Source organism: Bradyrhizobium sp. SZCCT0231 (assembly GCF_018130245.1).
GTDB lineage: Bacteria > Pseudomonadota > Alphaproteobacteria > Rhizobiales > Xanthobacteraceae > Bradyrhizobium > Bradyrhizobium japonicum_F.
On the sequence record NZ_JAFCKP010000002.1, the window covers coordinates 147,920 to 165,322 of the forward strand.

The 17,403-nt window shown below is 59.5% G+C and carries 16 protein-coding genes; 12 read left to right on the forward strand and 4 right to left on the reverse strand.

Annotated features, from left to right (window positions below; genetic code table 11):
- Positions 1 to 32: 32 nt before the first annotated feature.
- Positions 33 to 770 (reverse strand): metallophosphoesterase family protein, encoded by a 738-nt coding sequence (locus JQ566_RS08095; RefSeq protein ID WP_212371734.1) that lies wholly within the window; start codon positions 768 to 770, stop codon positions 33 to 35.
- 193 nt (positions 771 to 963) lie between these two features.
- Here JQ566_RS08095 and JQ566_RS08100 point away from each other — a divergent pair, with 193 nt between their 5' ends.
- A complete protein-coding gene (locus tag JQ566_RS08100) occupies positions 964 to 1,590 on the forward strand; it encodes a transglutaminase-like cysteine peptidase (protein WP_212371735.1) in 627 nt (208 codons plus the stop codon).
- An 11-nt stretch (positions 1,591 to 1,601) separates the two neighbouring features.
- Here JQ566_RS08100 and JQ566_RS08105 read toward each other — a convergent pair whose 3' ends face one another.
- The 3 genes from JQ566_RS08105 to JQ566_RS08115 all read right to left on the reverse strand — a co-directional run bounded on the left by JQ566_RS08105 (position 1,602) and on the right by JQ566_RS08115 (position 3,670).
- Positions 1,602 to 2,873 (reverse strand): hypothetical protein, encoded by a 1,272-nt coding sequence (locus JQ566_RS08105; protein WP_212371736.1) that lies wholly within the window; start codon positions 2,871 to 2,873, stop codon positions 1,602 to 1,604.
- An 82-nt stretch (positions 2,874 to 2,955) separates the two neighbouring features.
- A complete protein-coding gene (locus tag JQ566_RS08110; RefSeq protein WP_212371737.1) occupies positions 2,956 to 3,231 on the reverse strand; it encodes a hypothetical protein in 276 nt (91 codons plus the stop codon).
- A gap of 76 nt (positions 3,232 to 3,307) precedes the next feature.
- Positions 3,308 to 3,670 carry a hypothetical protein gene (locus tag JQ566_RS08115; RefSeq protein WP_249139327.1) on the reverse strand — a complete coding sequence of 121 codons (363 nt, stop codon included), beginning with the start codon at positions 3,668 to 3,670 and terminating at the stop codon, positions 3,308 to 3,310.
- A 486-nt stretch (positions 3,671 to 4,156) separates the two neighbouring features.
- On the opposite strand from JQ566_RS08115, the gene JQ566_RS08120 reads away from it, so the two are divergent.
- The 11 genes from JQ566_RS08120 (at position 4,157) to JQ566_RS34825 (ending at position 17,401) form a co-directional block, all read left to right on the forward strand.
- The gene (locus tag JQ566_RS08120; protein ID WP_212371738.1) at positions 4,157 to 5,359 is read left to right on the forward strand and encodes a polysaccharide biosynthesis/export family protein; all 1,203 of its coding nucleotides are present in this window, start codon (positions 4,157 to 4,159) and stop codon (positions 5,357 to 5,359) included.
- A gap of 197 nt (positions 5,360 to 5,556) precedes the next feature.
- A complete protein-coding gene (locus JQ566_RS08125; protein ID WP_212371739.1) occupies positions 5,557 to 6,111 on the forward strand; it encodes a hypothetical protein in 555 nt (184 codons plus the stop codon).
- 65 nt (positions 6,112 to 6,176) lie between these two features.
- Positions 6,177 to 7,658 carry an O-antigen ligase family protein gene (locus JQ566_RS08130; RefSeq protein ID WP_212371740.1) on the forward strand — a complete coding sequence of 494 codons (1,482 nt, stop codon included), beginning with the start codon at positions 6,177 to 6,179 and terminating at the stop codon, positions 7,656 to 7,658.
- A gap of 142 nt (positions 7,659 to 7,800) precedes the next feature.
- On the forward strand, positions 7,801 to 8,415 hold the full coding sequence (locus JQ566_RS08135) for a hypothetical protein (RefSeq protein WP_212371741.1): 615 nt from the start codon (positions 7,801 to 7,803) through the stop codon (positions 8,413 to 8,415).
- Positions 8,416 to 8,662: 247 nt separating this feature from the next.
- Entirely contained in the window at positions 8,663 to 10,918 is a 2,256-nt protein-coding gene (locus JQ566_RS08140; protein ID WP_212371742.1) for a polysaccharide biosynthesis tyrosine autokinase, read from the forward strand.
- A 50-nt stretch (positions 10,919 to 10,968) separates the two neighbouring features.
- Positions 10,969 to 11,691 carry a hypothetical protein gene (locus JQ566_RS08145; RefSeq protein WP_212371743.1) on the forward strand — a complete coding sequence of 241 codons (723 nt, stop codon included), beginning with the start codon at positions 10,969 to 10,971 and terminating at the stop codon, positions 11,689 to 11,691.
- A 403-nt stretch (positions 11,692 to 12,094) separates the two neighbouring features.
- A complete protein-coding gene (locus JQ566_RS08150; protein WP_212371744.1) occupies positions 12,095 to 13,594 on the forward strand; it encodes a lipopolysaccharide biosynthesis protein in 1,500 nt (499 codons plus the stop codon).
- Positions 13,595 to 13,611: 17 nt separating this feature from the next.
- The gene (locus JQ566_RS35025) at positions 13,612 to 14,442 is read left to right on the forward strand and encodes a glycosyltransferase family 2 protein (protein ID WP_212371745.1); all 831 of its coding nucleotides are present in this window, start codon (positions 13,612 to 13,614) and stop codon (positions 14,440 to 14,442) included.
- Complete coding sequence (locus JQ566_RS08160) at positions 14,439 to 15,674, forward strand: hypothetical protein (protein WP_212371746.1); 1,236 nt, start codon at positions 14,439 to 14,441, stop codon at positions 15,672 to 15,674. Before JQ566_RS35025 ends, JQ566_RS08160 begins: the two co-directional genes overlap by 4 nt.
- A 7-nt stretch (positions 15,675 to 15,681) precedes the next feature.
- On the forward strand, positions 15,682 to 16,851 hold the full coding sequence (locus JQ566_RS08165) for a glycosyltransferase (protein ID WP_212371747.1): 1,170 nt from the start codon (positions 15,682 to 15,684) through the stop codon (positions 16,849 to 16,851).
- Complete coding sequence (locus JQ566_RS34825) at positions 16,838 to 17,401, forward strand: LbetaH domain-containing protein (RefSeq protein ID WP_212371748.1); 564 nt, start codon at positions 16,838 to 16,840, stop codon at positions 17,399 to 17,401. Before JQ566_RS08165 ends, JQ566_RS34825 begins: the two co-directional genes overlap by 14 nt.
- Positions 17,402 to 17,403: the final 2 nt, after the last annotated feature.

Genomic DNA, 17,403 nt, shown 5'->3' on the forward strand with positions numbered 1-17,403 from the left:
CCAGCGACGGGACCGAGATTCGTCCTGAGCTCTCAAATTGCGAGCAGACTATCGCCTTGGATCGTGAGCAGCGTCAAGTTTCCGGTCGCGTATGCGCCGGTGTCGATGTTGATGCGGTTCGGGCGGATATCGGGCGCGCTGACCGGCGTATGGCCGTGAACGATGTATTTGCCGAAGCGCTCCTCGGAGGCCAGGAATTCCTCGCGGATCCAGAGCAGGTCCTCATCCTTCTGGCGATCGAGCGGGATGCCCGGCTTGACGCCGGCATGGACGAAAAAGAAGTCGCCGCAGGTGAAGGACGAGGGCAATTGCTGGAGGAAGGCCAAGTGCTCCGGCGGCAGCGCGCGTCTCAATCCCTCGATCAGCTCGACCTGCTGCTCCGCGGACGGATTCATGGTCGGCGTGATGCCGTAGGAGACCAGCGTCAGCAGGCCGCCATAGTGGCGCCACTCCTGCAGGCGGGCGGGGTCCTTGAGCACCTCGAGCAGGAAGACCTCGTGGTTGCCCTTCAGACAAACCGTCTCGTGCGATTTCGAGCGTTCGATCAAGAGATCGAGGACGGCGCGCGAGTCCGGGCCGCGGTCGACATAGTCACCGAGAAAGACCTGAATGGCGCGTTCGGGGGCCGAGCGGGCAAGATCGACGTCGATGACGGTTAACAGCGATTGAAGCAAATCGGCGCGGCCATGCACGTCGCCGATCGCATAGACGCGAACGCCGTCGGGAAGCCGAGGCTTGGTCTTCTTGCGAAAGCGCGAGGAAAGGCCCATCAGGTCGGTCGAATCGTATCCAGCGTCACGAGCGGAACGTCGTGACCGCTCTTAGCAGAACAAGTCACGCATCGGTATTCTTAATTGTCCCTGACCAACGCGCCCGCATTTTGATTAAAGCATCGCGCGGCCTTTGAGCCGTATTTCAAGACGTCTCGCGTAGCGTCTCCCCAACAAGAACGGGGGGCGCGACATGCGCAAAGTTGTAAAGTTCCTGGCGGCCGTGGCCGCTATCGTCGTTGCTGCGGGGGCGCAGCAGAGCGCGGAAGCCGCCTTTGTCGGCGCGCCCATGGGGCTGCGGGGTGCCATCCACTACATCAAGTTCGATCAGCCGACGCTGGCACCGATGGCGTTCACCATCTTTTGCCTGAAGTACAAGGACGAGTGCAAGCCGCGGCCGCAGCAGATCGTCTTCCGGGGCGGACGGCTGAAGCTGACGGCCGAGCGCATGGCGCAGATGCAAGAGGTCAACCAGCGGGTCAATACCGCGATCCGTCCCGAGCCCAACCTGGAAGGGCTGCGCGGCGAGAAGTGGTTGCTGCATCCGGCGAGCGGCGATTGCAACGACTACGCTGTGACAAAACGCCACGATTTGATCGCCAAGGGCTTTCCGGCGCGCTCGGTGCTGCTCAGCGAAGTCGTGACCACCTGGGGCGAGCATCATCTCGTGGTCGTGGTGCGGACCTTCTCTGGCGATCTCGTGCTGGACAATCTCTCCGGCCACATCATGCCCTGGTCGAAGAAGTCCTATCGCTGGGTCCGCATCCAGTCGCCCAAGAATCCGAACTACTGGGCCTCGCTCGGCGATCGCGCGGTCTGATCAACCGCGCTCTATCGTGATCCGGATTGGCTGACGCTTTGCGACAGCCCCAATCCCACGATCACCGAAAGACACAGGATTGCTGCCGGACGCAGCAATCCGGGACCCGCAAAGCTCTGGACCAGCGCAAACAGAACACAGGCGGCGGCTGCCGCCGGAAAGAACGAGTCGCGTCCGCGCTGCAGAGCGCCCAAGAACAGGCGGACCAAAGCGATCAGGCTCACCGCGATCATGGCGACCAAGCCGATCCATCCCATCCCTGCAAACACGGAAGTCGCCGCCGAGGGCGCGGATAAAACGGCACCGGCATCGCTCTGATAGATCCTGCCCACCGCAGCAAAGGTCCCGGCGCCGGCACCGAACCAGCGTGTATCGGCCAACATGCGATCGAGGGCGGCCTTCGTCTCGGTCCCCGTCTCCGGAACGAGCCGCAGGAGGATCGGTCCGGAGCTCTTCTCGAACAGGAAGGTCAGCACGATCGCCGCGCCGATCAGTGCTGCCACCGACAATGCGCCCGCGGCCAATGGCGACAGGTCAAGTCTGCGGATGACGAGGATCAGCAGGATCACCACGACCCCAAACGCCGCTGCGATCGCGCCGTTCGTTCCGGAAAACCCAAAGATCGCGGCGGCGCTGACCACCGCCCCGACAAGACCGCAAAGGCCGATCGCGACCGAGCGGAGGACCGAGTGATGGGTTTCGGCCCGTTCAGCTGCAAGCTGCATGACCGCCAGATTGAGCATGAGGCCGAGGCCGGCCAAGGTCGTCGTGAGGTCATGGGGTACGCTTGCAGCAAGCGCCGGCGAGAGCCGATGCAGGTCCAACATCAAGGCGGAGACCGCGGTTACTCCGCTCAGCACGAACAGAACCAGCTCGGCACGGCCGCGGTTGCGGACCACCAGGATGGCGACGCCGAGCAACGAGATCGCGGCAAGCGCCAGCAGCAGCGCGTTCACCGTCAAGCCGATGTCGGCGGTGATCGGCCCGAGCGACAGACCTCCGAGGACGTCGTGGGCGCTGGCCCAGATCGGATGCGCCCACCTCAGCGGAAGCGGGGCGAGCTGGGCCGCGATGCACAGCGGAATGGCAATCAGGATCCAGCGGCCCCAGGAGGTCGCGCGAACATAGTGCTCGTAGTCGGCCTTTCGCGTGCTCAAGGCGGCCGCCAGCAGGCTTAGCGCTGCGGCCATCGTCCCGAGCTGCGCACCGAACGTGGCGCCGGCGATTTCGAGAGCGGAAGCGGAAACGATGGAGACGATGAGGGCAAAATAAGCGAGGGACAAACGGCGCTCGAAGGGAATCCTGAAACGGTCAGGTCACCATACAAGCGGGCGGCGCGTTTTCAAACAGAGGCCTGCGTCACGATCAGCGGGTGGCCTTGACCGGTCGACCGAAGATGCGGGTGGCGCGTGCGGCGGCAAGGGCAAAGCGCGCCCCCGAACCGAAGAGGTAACCGCCCTGGAGGGCGATCGCGGCGAACACCGCAGCCTTCATGCCTTCAAGGAAGCCAAGGCTGGTCATCATGCTAACTGGCAGCATGGTGAGCACCAGTGCAAATGTGACCGGCAGGAGCACGAATACGCGAAAGCGTTGGCCCAGCACGGCACCTACCAAAAAGCTGAAAATCAAAAACGCGGTCATCCGAAACACTCTCCGTGCTTCGGACCCTAGGTTCCCCTCCCTAAAAAGACCCTTAAGTTGTATGGCTAAATTTGGCCTATAGGCTGCAATTTGCCAGCAGTGAATTGTAGGCTTCCCGCAGCCCGTTCAGCGCTACCATACCCTTGATCTCGCTGTCGCCCTCCTTCACGACCACGGACAGCGAGGGCGTCGTCTGCCACTTGCCGGCGGCAAAGGCGGAGACCTCGTCGGGCAGGAGCACGGCTGCACCCGCGGCCGCCATGCTGGCGTCGAACGTCAGCGTGCCGCCGCCGCTCGCGGCGATGGTCACCTTGGGGTGGCTCCGGGGCGGGAAGGGCCGGATCAAGGCCACCAGCACGTCGATCTTGCCCTTCGGTGCACACCGAACGATCAGCCCAGCGAAGTCCGGGTCGGACTGGGTGGTGTCCGCCGTCTTCATGATCGCGGCGAAGCTCTCGCCGTCCTTGGTCCCTTGCGTCCGGGTGAATTTCCAGACGGAGGAGGACGCAGGGGCGGCGACGGCAACGACCGTTGCTCCGCGACAGGACGCCCCCGCCATCCCAAGGCAGGGGATGGCAGGGCCCCACGTGCGATCAGAGGCGCCAAGGAGGGAACCCGCCAGCAGCGGGATCAGAAGGAGGCCAGACAAGGGGATTCCTGCTCTTAACGGGCCAAGCCTTAGCAGACGGCGGCGAGGCCAAGAAGCCTTGGGCTCGACACACCGATCCCTCGACTAGGGCGATTTGCTCTCGAACCGGGCACACGAAATACAACAAATGGTCACAAAGGGTTAAACTAGGCCCCAAACAGTGGCCTGCACGCAACAGTGGCCAACGGATCGCTCCGTTAACCACCGGCAACACTTGTCGCACCCACCCCTAGGCCGTACCAATTTACGTCAATTGGGGACCCTCGGGCGCGATTCATGTCATCTATTGCCAAGACCTATGTGTTGAAGCTTGCGTTGCTGGCGATCGCTTTGGCGCTCGGAGCCTGTTCGACCAATCCCGGCTCGGGACCGCTGACGGACGACGTCAACAACAAGATCCAGACTGAAAACGCGCCGGCCTATGAGCTGGTGCCGCTCAATCCGGCCACCGTGAAGATCCTGCACACCCATGAGCCCAAGGGGCTCGCCGGCATGTTCACCGACCGCCGTCCGCCCGCCAGCATCGTGTTCGGCATCGGCGACGTCGTCAGCGTCACCATCTTCGAAGCCGCGGCAGGCGGTCTGTTCATCCCGGCGGAAGCCGGCGTCCGTCCGGGTAACTATGTGACCATCCCGGATCAGTCGGTCGACAATGACGGCTTCATCACCGTGCCCTATGCCGGCCAGATCAAGGCGGCGGGTCTGACGGCGGTCCAAATTCAGCGCGCGATCGTCGACAAGATCGGTAACCGCGCCATCGAGCCGCAGGCGGTCGTTGCGATGTCCTCGCAGCGGACCCAGCTCATCAGCGTGCTCGGCGAAGTCAACTCGCCGGCGCGTTATCCGGCGAGCGCGGCGGGTGCCAAGGATCGCGTGCTCGATGCGATTACCCGCGCCGGCGGCATCAAGGGCCAGGGCTTCGAGACCTGGGTCATGCTTGAGCGCGCGGGCAAGCGGGCGACCGTGCCGTTCGAAAATCTCGTGATGACCCCCGAGAACAACGTCTATGTGCGTCCCGACGACAGCATCTACGTCTATCGCGAGCAGCAGAAGTTCCTGGCGTTCGGCGCCAGCGGCCAGAGCGGCGAGTTCAACTTCGATGCCTGGCGCATCAACCTCGGCGAAGCCGTCGGCAAGGCTGGCGGCCTCTTGGATGGCCAGGCCGATCCGGCTGCCGTGTATCTCTATCGCCGCGAGCCGCGCGAGGTCGCAGCCCAGCTCGGCGTCGACGTGAGCAAGTACACGTCAGAGACGGTCCCGGTCATCTTCAACGTGAACTTCCGCGATCCCGGCGGCTTCTTCCTCGCCACCAAGGTCATGATGAAGAACGGCGATATCATCTATGTCTCGAACTCGCGCAATGTCGAAGTTACCAAGTTCCTCACCTACCTGCGTGTGATCATGGCGACCGGCAGCGATGCCGTGAACCTCGCCAACGACGCGCTGATCTTCCGCAACAATGTCAAGCTGGCGCCGTAAGACGCCGACTTGACCGACCAAAGACGATGGCACCGGGGCTTTGTCCCGGTGCCATTTTCGTTTAGCAATCGAAGCGGTTCTGCTGCGGCGACGAGCTCGGGATCTCGATCGGGCGCCACTCGGCACGGCGCGCCGGCCATCGGTCACCCCGCAGCATTGCAAGGGGCTTCATGCGCTTTCGAACATCTTGCCGCCTTTTGGCTCTCGTCCCTCTCGCCTTCGGGCTCGCACCGGCCGGGACGGCTCTCGGCGCTGCCGCAGAGCTGGGCGTCCGCCACCGCATCGATGTGATGGTTTTTGCCGAGCCCGATGCTCCGATCTTGTCGCGCCTCAAGGGAGCCAAGGGCGAGCTGTCCTTCACCGTCCGCCTCTCGGCGAACTCCAAGGAGAGCAAGTTCTTCGGGATGCTGCGCCCGTCTTTCCCGGATATCGTCGTGCCCGATGGCCCGGGCAAACCCCTGGTGCAACAGACCAGGCTCTGGGAGGAGGATGTCTGCCATCAGCGCCGCGGCCTGCCGAAGGTCACCGTGACCCGGCTTGAGGGGCATTTTGCCGAAGGGGAGGGGCGGATCGAGATCTCCGCCTTCAACCGGCACATCGGCCTCCTGGTGCCGCCCGATGAATTAACCCCCGGAATAAAACTCGATCAGGGGAGTGATGGCTTTGGACTATTCTATGCGTTCCGGGCGCAGACCCGGAACAGCCGCCTCAACGTGGATCTGAAGATCTATCCGATCGATTGCTTCCTCTAAGCTCAAGCAAACCTCGCCCGAACAAAGCTCGCCGCAGAACGACGATGCGCCTTTGGCCTCCCAACATGATCTGGTCCAGGATTCGCTGGTCGTGGAGCCTGCCCGCGACCTTCATCCTGTTCTTCGTGGCGGCGGGCGCGCCGTTTCCGTTCGGCTCGACCAATGATCTGTCGATCGCGTTCTGGTGCCTGTGTCTCGGCATCGCGGTGATCTTCGCGCCGACGCGCGATTTGCGGGCGCCGCATCTGTGGCTGCTCGCCGGCATCGCCGTGATCGTCGCTGCTTACGCCTTCGTGCTGCATGAGCAGCTCTCCGACCATCCGTGGGTCGCGCCATTCCAGCCGATCTGGAAGCAGGCCTCGGATCTGCTCGGCGTGCCGATCGCCCCGTCCGCGTCGATCGTCAAGAACGAGGCGTTCTTCGCGCTCGGCGCGCCGCTCGCCAACATCCTCGCCATCGTGCTCGGCATCACCATCGGCGCCGATCGGACGCGCGCGCGCCGCTTGCTGTGGGTGATCGCGATCTCGGGCGCGGCCTACGCGCTCTACGGCGTGCTCTCATTCCTGATCGAGCCGACCATGATCCTGTGGCGGGACAAGACGGCCTATCTCGGCAGCGTCACCGGCACCTTCATCAACCGCAATACGGCAGCGGCCTATTTCGGCTCCTGCGCGGTGATCTGGATGCTGCTGATCCTGGAGGACGTCCGCCGCCGCCTGCCGGAGCGGCATATCGAATGGCGGCGTCTGTCGCTCGACCTGCGCGCGATCCCGCCGAAACAAATCCTGCCGCAGCTAGGCTGCCTCTTGATCTGCCTGATGGCGATGTTCATGACGACCTCGCGCGCCGGCGTCGGCCTGTCGCTGCTCGCGATGATCGTCGCGTTCACACTCTTCCTCCGGAAGGATCTGCCGCCGCGCACCGGCATCTGGATCTCGCTCGGCTCCGGGCTTGCCGTCGCGCTCGGCCTCTTGCAGCTGCTCGGCGGCCGCGTCTCCAGCCGCTTCGACAGCCAGGGCCTGGTCGACGAGGGCCGCATCGAAGCCTGGAAATCGACGCTTCGGATCATCGCCGACAATCCCTGGTTCGGCACCGGCATGGGCACCTTCCAATGGGCCTTCCCGCCGTATCGCAGCCCCAACATCTCGATTCGCGGCGTCTGGGATGCGGCGCATTCGACGCCGCTGGAGCTTGCCTCCGAGGTAGGCATTCCCATGGCGCTGCTGGTGGCGCTCGGCTGGGCCGTCATGCTGCTCGTGCTGGCAAGGGGCGTGTTCGGACGGCGGCGCGATGCCATCATCCCGCTGGCCGCGGTGGCGACCGCGACGCTGTCGCTCTTGCATTCGTGCCTCGACTTCACGCTCCAGGTGCCCGGCTACAGCATTCCGTTCTTTGTGCTTTTCGGCGCGGGCCTGGCGCAATCCTTCCGCACCCAGGAGGGCCGCCCGACTGCGGAGGCGGGCGCCACCAGGGGGCGAGGCGAGCGCCGCATTTCAACCGCAGGCGCTGCCCCGCACGCGCTGCCCGAGCTTCATAAAAGTGTCTAGATTTGAAGCAGTTGCGCCGTTTACGAAGTCTTTAGAATAAATGGACAGCCCTTTTCTCTTCGGCTAGGTTCCTGCAACTAGCACAGCCATTTGCCCGGGCCGAGGAAGCAATCGGGACAGCTGATTTTTCGGAGGTCGATTTATGAGCGTTATCAAGATTGCGCTTCGCATGGCTGCGGCCGCGGCCCTCGCCGCGACGATCAATTCGGCCGCCAGCGCCGCCATTTACCCGCCGCAGCGCCAGCTGCCGGTCACCGTCATTTCCGACTTCAAGGCTTCGCCGAATAGTCTGCTGCAGCAGTATCCGACCGGCGGGCCGCAGCTGATCTCGCGCGTGCGCGACCTCGGCGCCTCCGATCCGACCACGCTCCCGGGCCTGATCGCGCTTCTGAAGGATTCCGCGACCACCACCGACCAAATGCGTGCGATCGTCGCCGGCCTTGCCCAAGTCGCCCGCATGGCCGCGCAGCAGGACCAGGCCTACGCCAATGAAATTCAATCCGCGATCGCCGGCACCGGCAACCCCGACGTGATCGCTGCCTACCAGGCCGCGACCGGCGACGTCGCGATCGCCGCGACCGGCGGTGGCGCGGGCGGCGGCGGCACCGGCGCAGGCGGCCCGACCGGCAACGGCTTCCCCACCGGCGGTGGTGGCGGCGGTGTCGTCGTGTTTGGCAACAACACGACGGGCAATAACGCACCCAATACCGGCAACGGCGGCGTTGTTGGCAGCACGAACAGCGTCAGTCCGCGCTGAGCGGAGCCGGCCAAGCGGCCGGCCGATGAGATCTCACGGCAGCGGCGCCAGCGGGCGCCGCTTTGCTTTTGCGCCGTTAAGCTTCAAGCAAGAATCGCGCAAGCTGCGTTGCGCGCTGCATCGGCCGCGTTCAATTGCAGGCAGGGTTGTGTTAGTGTTGCGCGCAGCGCGGGCTTTGGCATCCGGTTTGCTCCGGACGCAACGTCAATCCTTAAACGACACATCGATCCATTTCAGGAATTGCTAGATGTTGCAGGTGAACAAGCCGACCTCAGAAATCAATCGTGATTTCGCCGAGGCCGACGGCTCCCAGTCGCAGACGCTGACCTCCTATCTCGACATTGTGAGGCGCCAGTTCCCGACCATGGTCGCGATCGTCTCGGCCTGCGTGATCCTGGCGCTGCTCTATCTCTTCACGGCCGCGCCCCAGTTCACCTCAACCGCCTCGATGGTCATCGACACCCGCAAGGTGCAGCTGTTCCAGCAGCAATCGATGCTTGGCGATGTCGCCATAGATTCGGCGACGGTGGAGACCCAGGTTGAGATCCTGAAGTCCGAGAACATTAGCCTCGCCGTGATCCGCGATCAGCACCTGATCGATGATCCCGAATTTACCGGCGGGAGCGGCGGTCTGCTCGGCTCCGTGATCGGCACCGTTGCTAGCCTTTTTTCCGATGGGCATGCGTCGTCCGAGTTCGAGCTGACGCGCAAAGCGCTGGAGCGCTTCGAGAAAAACCGCACGATCAAGCGTCTCGGCCTCACTTATGTGATGGAGATCGGCTACACCTCGCGCGACCCCGTCAAGGCGGCGCGCATCGCCAACGCGATCGCCGACACGTACATCGTCGACCAACTCGAGGCGAAGTACCAAGCCACCCGCCGCGCCAGCGTCTGGCTGCAGGACCGCATCAAGGAGCTGCGGACACAGGCATCCGCCGCGCAGAAGGCGGTGGTAGATTTCAAGACCGCCAACAACATCGTCGACACCGGCGGTCGGCTGATGAACGAGCAACAGCTTGCCGAGGTGAACAGCCAGCTGATCATGGCGCATGCTGCCACGGCCGAGGCCAAGGCACGCCTCGATCGCATGAACGACATCCTCAAGCAGGAGATTCCGGACGCTAACGTCACCGACGCACTGAAGAACGACACCATCGTCAAGCTGCGCGCGCAATACGTTGATATGGCCTCCAAGGAATCAATCTGGGCAGCCAAATACGGCGCCGACCATCTGGCCGCTGTCAATTTGCGCAGGCAGATGGCGGAGATCAAGAAGAACATTACAGACGAGCTGAAGCGGATCCAGGAATCCTATAAGAGCGACTACGACATCGCGATGACGCGCGAGGAGAGTATCAAGTCTAGCCTCAGCAACGTCGTCTCGGAATCGCAACTCACCAATCAGGCGCAGGTGCAGCTCCGCGAGCTTGAGAGCAGCGCGCAGTCCTACCAGGCGATGTACGACAATTTCCTGCAGCGTTACATGGAGAGCGTGCAGCAGCAGTCGTTCCCAATCACCGAGGCGCGCGTGATCAGCGCGGCGACTACGCCGCTAGTTAAGAGCTATCCGAAGACGCTGATTGTCCTTGCCATCAGCCTGCTGGGCGGTCTGATGCTCGCTTTCGGCGCGGCGATGGCGCGCGAGCTCAACGATAAGGTGTTCCGTACCACCGGCCAGGTGGAGCAGCAGTTAGGCGCTAATTGTGTCGCGATCCTGCCCGCGCTTATCACTCAGGCGTCCGCTACAGCTCTCTCGGGCAAGCTTGGCCGCAAGAAGGCCCCTTCCGAGCCGAATCTCTTGCGCTATGTCGTGGACAATCCCCTGTCGCGCTTTTCAGAGGCGGTGCGGTCGCTGAAAGTGGCGGTCGATCTCAATTCTGTCGTGCGCGAGAACCGGGTGCTCGCAGTGACTTCGACGCTACCGAACGAGGGCAAGAGCACGCTCTCGATTAACCTCGCGCAGCTGATGGCGCATTCGGGGGCCAAGGTGCTCCTGGTAGATTGCGACCTGCGCAACCCCTCTCTGTCCCGCGTGCTACGGCCGGATGCGACTGTGGGGCTGATCGACGTCGTCGCCCAGAAAGTGCAGCTTCAGGATGCCATCAGCGTCGATCCGCAGACCGGACTCGCAGTGCTGTGCGCCGGAGCTACTTCGAAACTCTTGCACACCAACGAGATCCTTGCGTCCAAGGCAATGCATGCCGTGATCAGTTTGCTGCGTGGGCGATACGACTATATTGTGCTCGACATGCCGCCGATGGCCCCCGTGGTCGACGTGCGCGTCACGTCGACCTTCGTGGATTCTTATGTGTTCGTGGTCGAGTGGGGCGCAACGAACATAGACGTTGTCAAACACAATCTGCGCAGCGCGCCGGAGATTCAGAATAAGCTGCTCGGCGTGGTCCTCAACAAGGCCGACACGAGGGCGCTGGCGCGCTATGAATCTTACCATGGCCGCTACTACTACCAGAAATACTATGCCCGCTACGGGTACGTCGAGTAAAGGCTATGTTGAGCAGGCATCAGCCAAGATGGTGGATATACGTGCGTGCCTTGCTGCTGCTGCTCGGATTTGTCTGCCTCGTCTGGACGTCGATCGCTTGGCCCTCATTCCGGTTGACGGCGCCGGCCCGTGACGTGGCCGCGCGGATCAGCGCAGACGAACGTTTCAAGCCCGGCGTACTTCCCGATTGGCAAGTGCGCATGAACGCTGCGCCGCGCGGGGCTGTCCTGCAGCCGGATTTCTCGCAAGCAGATGCGCTTATTGCGTTACGCGTAGCTGAAGAGGGTTTGCGGCGGAAGAATTCGGAGGAGTCTGACCGCGAGACAGTCTCGGCTGAGGTCAAGGTTAGGACCGCGCTTTCCTTTAGTCCGAACAATTCTTTCCTTTGGTTGATGGCCTATTCTTTAGAGATGTCGCGTAGTGGATTTCAAGCTAAGAGCCTCAGGTATCTCGATCAGTCCTATGCGACCGGTCCGCGAGAAGGCTGGATCGCGCTTCGCCGCAACAAGATGGCGCTTGCGGTTTTTCCGGCACTCGAACAGCTGACGCAAGCGAATGTTGTTTTGGAATTCTCGAACATCGTCGACAGCGGCTTCGTTGAAGAGGCTGCAGCGAATATGAAGGGGGTTGGCTGGGATCAGAGGGAGCGGCTGTTAGTGAGCCTCGGGGGGGTAGATATTGCCGCGCGTGACGCTTTCGCCAAGGTGTTGGCTCGGGCCAGCGTCAATGTCAGCGTACCCGGCGTTGCCTCAGACGAAAGGTGGTTTCGATAATGGCAAGCACTTTCTTCAGGCTTCGCGGATGTGCTATTGCAGTTCTTGCTACTTTGCCCTCAGCATCAACGGTCTTAGGGCAGACCAGCCTTCCGAACCGGTCGGGACTTACGCTTCAGGGACCCGCCGAGCAATCCGCTGACCCCATTGTTCGCGATGCTCTTGGCCACCCGTGCCTTGACATTGAAGCGGCTGCCGTTCCCCACGTCAGTGATCGGCAAATGCTAGATCATATAGTTAGCATCAGAAACAAGTGTCCGCGGATCATCAAGGCTAAGGTCTGTTATTTCAATTCTCAGGCATGCAACGAGCTAACGGTGCAACCCTACAAGCGAACCGACACTATTTTGGGGACAATGCGCGCAATGAAGTTCTTTCGCTATTCTATCCAGCAGAGATGAGCTTGTTGTCGCAACGTGACCGGCGTCGGACGAGTGCGCTCCTGGACAGGCGTATCCTGGTAGGTGCAGCTACTTACGCTTATGCCAATAGAGCTGCATCGTTCATCATTTCATTCGGTTCATTGGCTGTGATGGCGCGGCTACTTACGCCGCATGATTTCGGCTTGGTTGCGATGGTAACCACATTCACCGGACTGCTTACATCGCTGCGTGATTCTGGCCTTTCCTCGGCGGCTATACAGTCCAAAGATCTTCCGCTGGCCGATAGAAACGCTCTCTTTTGGTACAACGCCGGCCTTTCAGTTTTAGCATCGACCTTGGTGCTGCTCGCTGCTCCGCTTGTCAGCCAATTCTATCGTGAAGATGATCTGAAGCCTCTTTTGTATCTTACTTCGTTCGGATTGCTTGCATCGGGAATCGGTACGATACACGCCGCTATCCTGAGACGGGACTTCAATTTGAAGGGCGTCTTTTTCGCTGAGATCGGTGGGTTAGCAGTAGGGGCGATTGTGTCCGTGCTACTTGCCTACTTTACGCGGAGCGCGCTGTCCGTCGTTATTGGAGCCGCTCTGCAGGCTATCGCTACCTCAGCTATCGCCATTCTGTTTGGACGTTGGGTGCCGAAGATCGATACCACCAGCAGGCTGGGCTTCCAGTATCTGCTCTTTGGCTTCAGGGTTAGTGCCTACGCCATTTTGAACTTTATTACTAACAACATCGGGTCAGTTGCCGTGGGATATCAGTCAGGGTCAACTGCGATGGGGGCCTTCAATCGCGCCCAAGCTCTGTACGGTATGCCTGTCTCGTTTGTTCTAAATCCATACCTTCAGGTACAATTTCCGCTCCTCTGCCGAGTCCGAGGAGATGTTGATCATACCCGAAAAATCTATGGCGACCTTCTTGTCCTTACCAGCACTTTATTTGTTCCGTTAGCGGTTCTGCTGCCCTTTATAGCAGTAGCAGCGACAACGCTAGTGCTGGGCAATCAATGGACGGCGGCGGGGCAGATACTTGCGTGGCTCTCTCCTTCGCTCGCTGCACTCGGACTGATGGGACCATTTGGTCAGTTCATGATGAGCCAAGGAAGAGTAAAGGAGCTCCAGTGGTGGGGCTTCGCTGATGTTGGCCTGCGAGGCGGGGGGGCCGTGATCGGCTCATTCTTTAGCCCCACAGCCGCAGCTGCTGGATTTTCATTCGCGACTCTGCTGATAGCGGTTCCGATCATGGTTTGGATAACTCAGCGCGATGGCATTTTCTGCTTCAAAGATTATGCTCGAGCCTGCTTTCCAGGCATCCTCATTGCGTTGATGGTCGGAGTGACAGCGCTAGCTGTGAGTCGATTTGCATCCGGAAACTCGTTTGGACCTTTTGCGGAAGCCTTGATGGTCCTTTCTGCATCTCTTGTTCCCTGGGTTGCGTTGGCCGCGGCCGTTCACCTCTCTCCGATTAAGCTTTACTTTCTCCCTGGCTATCAAAAGGATACAGATAGCTTCGAACACTAAGCTCCAAAGAAATTAAAATGGTCAGCACACATCTCCCTAAGCTCGTCGTTCTAGTGACCTGCTTCAACCGCAAGGACGTCACGCTAGAAGCCCTACGCGCGCTTCCGGCGGCGATCAATAATTCATTCAAGTCTCAGCTGGTGCTTGTCGATGACGGAACCGACGGTACGTCGGAGGCAGTTCGCAACGAGCACCCCGAGGCCATATTGGTAAAGGGATCGGGATCGCTTTTCTGGAACGGCGGTATGCGACTGGCTTGGCAAACTGCACTTGCGCTCAGCCCCGATTTCTTTCTTTGGCTGAACGACGACACCACTCTCCGACCTTCAGCGATCGCGGACCTGTTGAAGGAGTATCGACACGCATCCAATCCCCGGACGATAGTAGTGGGGCGAACAATCGACCCTCATACTCGAGCCGTATCTTACGGGGGACTCGTCAGGTCGAGGATTGTATCGCGACTCAATTTTCGGTTCTTGACCGAACAGGAAACCGAATGCCACACGATGAACGGAAACTGTGTCCTCATTCCAGCCATCGCTGCGAAGGAGGTTGGTATCAATTCCGAAAATTATCGTCACGCCTTCGGGGACATAGATTACGGCCTGCGTGCGAGGCGATTAGGATATGGAATCATAGAGCTAAAGCAGCCGGTTGCCCAACAGGAGCCAAACCAAAAGTTCGAGGCCTCTATCGGCTCACTGACTTTGAGCAATTGGCGTTTCATTACTACAAACGCGAAGGGCATTCCTTGGCGGGAATGGTATAGGTTTTGTTATGAATTTGGTGGCCCTCTCTGGCCACTTAATTTTGCAGTCAGGTACCTTAAGATACTCCGGCTGCGATGAGCGTGCTGCTACCATCAACGTTTCTATTCGTCCTACCCTTCATTCAGTTGGGCTACTCTTACTATGCCTCTGTCTCGACGGCCGGGGCGGCGCTGATTCTCTTTATAGCGGGGGCGTCCAATTTTCGAACACTGTGGCAGCAAAACCTTGTGTTTCGTTCAATTGCTTGCTTGCTGATGATCCTCGCCACGGCATCATATGGCGGCGCATCAGGTCAAGACGTGCTCAGAACTGTGCGAGAGGCGGTCGCTTTCTTTCTTGTGACTGGGTCTGCGCCGTGGTCGCTGCCTATTTTCAACTCGCGAATATTATCGCGAGTTCTGTTCGCCATCTGGCTATTCGGTCTCGGCACGTTGTTGATGGTGATCGTTCAGACAGTGTATCTTCGATCGCATGCCTACTTCGGAATTCCGATGGAGCTTTTCTCCCAAAACACAAATACTCTGCCTGGAGAACTTGCTCTACTCTACTCGAATCTTCGCCCCAGCGGGACCTTCGCTGAGCCCTCCTATCTGGGTGGAATCTGCTTATCGCTCATCTTCGCTATCAGTCCTCTCTTGAAGAAAAGGCGCTCGGTCCAGCTGCTTGCAGCGCTTCTTGTTGTCATCGTCGGCATTTCCAGATCGCTGTCAGGTATACTCTTCATATTTCTCTATCTTTCGATCTGTATGAGAGGGGCGCTGCGTTCGCCGGCGATATTCTACGGCTGCGTCGTTTCGCTATTTGGTATCCTGCTAGCGGTTACGTTGACGGACAATCCGATTTCAGATCGCCTCTTGACTGGAGGCGACTATGACGCGTCGATCATGGGTCGTATCTTCGGTCCGCTGGAGGCAATCCCGAAGATACTTCCGCAGTATCCTCTGGGAATCCCGTTGGCTCCGTTCCAGGATATGGGCTATTCCTTCTCGGGTGATCTCGCCGCGGCAGAAATGACACACAATGGGTTGTTCAATCTGATCATCAACTACGGCTTTGTTGGTTTCTTACTGGTGGGAGTAGTTCTTTTCAGCTTTCGAAACACGGAAGTGTTGGTCTACGTTCTGGCGCTTTCAATCCAGAACGGAGGTTTCCTAACCGTCGATAAGTTCGTCATCATCGCGCTCTCGATAATGCTACACAACTCACTTCGCGCGTCGACGCCGCAAAGAAAGAGAGTTGATGTCTTGCGCGAATTCCAATCGTATTCATTGGGACGATCGACCGGTCCAGTTTCGTCGAGTCTTAGATAGTGTACGTATGAAGATTTTAAGGATAATAGGCTCAGTTGACCAAAGATTTGGCGGGCCGATAGAGTCACTGCTCCGTACCGCAGAAGAGATGCGGAATCAGGGGCATCAGATCACGGTCGCCTCTCTCGATCCACCTGATGCGCAGTACCTACCCTCCTTTCCATTCGAGGTGCACGCGCTTGGGCAGCGCGGGATGCGCTCTCGGGTTCGGTACTCGACGACATTTGTGCCGTGGCTGCGTCGGCACGCGAGCCAGTATGATGTGGCCATTGTAGAGGGGCTTTGGAACTATTCGTCGGTAGGTACTTGGCTGGGGCTTGCCAAGCAAATACCTTATGTAGTCTTTGCTCATGGCATGCTGGATCCTTGGTTTAGGAAGGCAAGCCCAACAAAGCATTTTGTGAAGCAGATCTACTGGCATTTGGCAGAAGGTCGCGTCTTGAGGGACGCCGACTACGTGCTGTTTACCTGCGAAGAGGAGCGTAGACTCGCCCGCCAAAGTTTCCACGGGCACCGATATCGAGAGCGCGTGGTTGCATTTGGCACGGCGGATGCACCAAGGCTTGACGAAAAGCGTGATATAGCGTTCCGGCAACTTGTGCCCGAACTGAAGGATCGAGAATATCTGCTCTTCCTGGGGAGGATCCATCCGAAGAAGGGTTGCGACATCCTGATACGGGCTTTTGGTGCCATCGCATCCGAGTTCAAGGAGTTGGATCTCGTTATTGCAGGGCCCGACCAAGTAAACTGGCGCCAGGCGCTGGAGTTGGAGGCAAGGCGTCTTGGAATCTCCAATCGGATACACTGGCCGGGCATGTTGACTGGTGACGCAAAATGGGGGGCCTTTCGCGGCGCTACGGCGTTTGTCCTACCCTCTCATCAAGAAAATTTCGGAATTGCCGTCGCTGAAGCGCTGGCATGCGAATTGCCGGTGCTGATCTCCAACAAGGTTAACATCTGGAGGGAGATCAAAGCATCAGGATGTGGCCTTGTCGCAGAGGACACAGAGGCAGGCACGGTGAGTTGTCTGCGGCAATTCCTACGATTGGACACGGCAAACAAAGCCAGAATGCGACAATTGGCACGCAATTGTTTCTTGAAGCAATTTGAAGTCAAGCGTGCTGCTGAGGATTTGACCTCTGTTTTAACGGAAATCCTTTCTGATGAAGCCTCTTGATGCAAAGCATAGCAATTCTGTGGTTGGCGAACCGAGCTTTCCACTGTCGAATAGATTGATTCGGGCGTTGTGGAACATCACTTGGCTACTACTCGCGTCGTGGACCCCCCCGCCACTGAATCCGTGGCGACGTTTCTTGCTTCGTCTCTTCGGGGCAAAGATCGCGTCAACGGCTCGTATTTATGGATCCGCCAAGATTTGGTTCCCACCTCATCTCACAATGGGTGAACACTCGGTGCTTGCTTGGGGGGCGCTGTGCTACTCTCAGGCGCCGATTGTGTTGGAAGACTTTGTCGTGGTCTCGCAGAGGGCGCACCTTTGCGCTGGCACGCACGATATAGATGATCCAAACTTCCAGCTTATTACCAAACCCATCCTCCTGAAGAGAAAGGCGTGGGTAGCCGCCGACACGTTTATTGGTCCGGGCGTTACTGTAGGAGAAGGCGCTGTTATCGGCGCCCGCGCCGTGGTCTTTAAAGACGTGGATGCTTGGTCAGTCTTTGTCGGGAATCCTGCAAAGTTTGTTAAGATGCGCAAATGCCATCCGTAGCT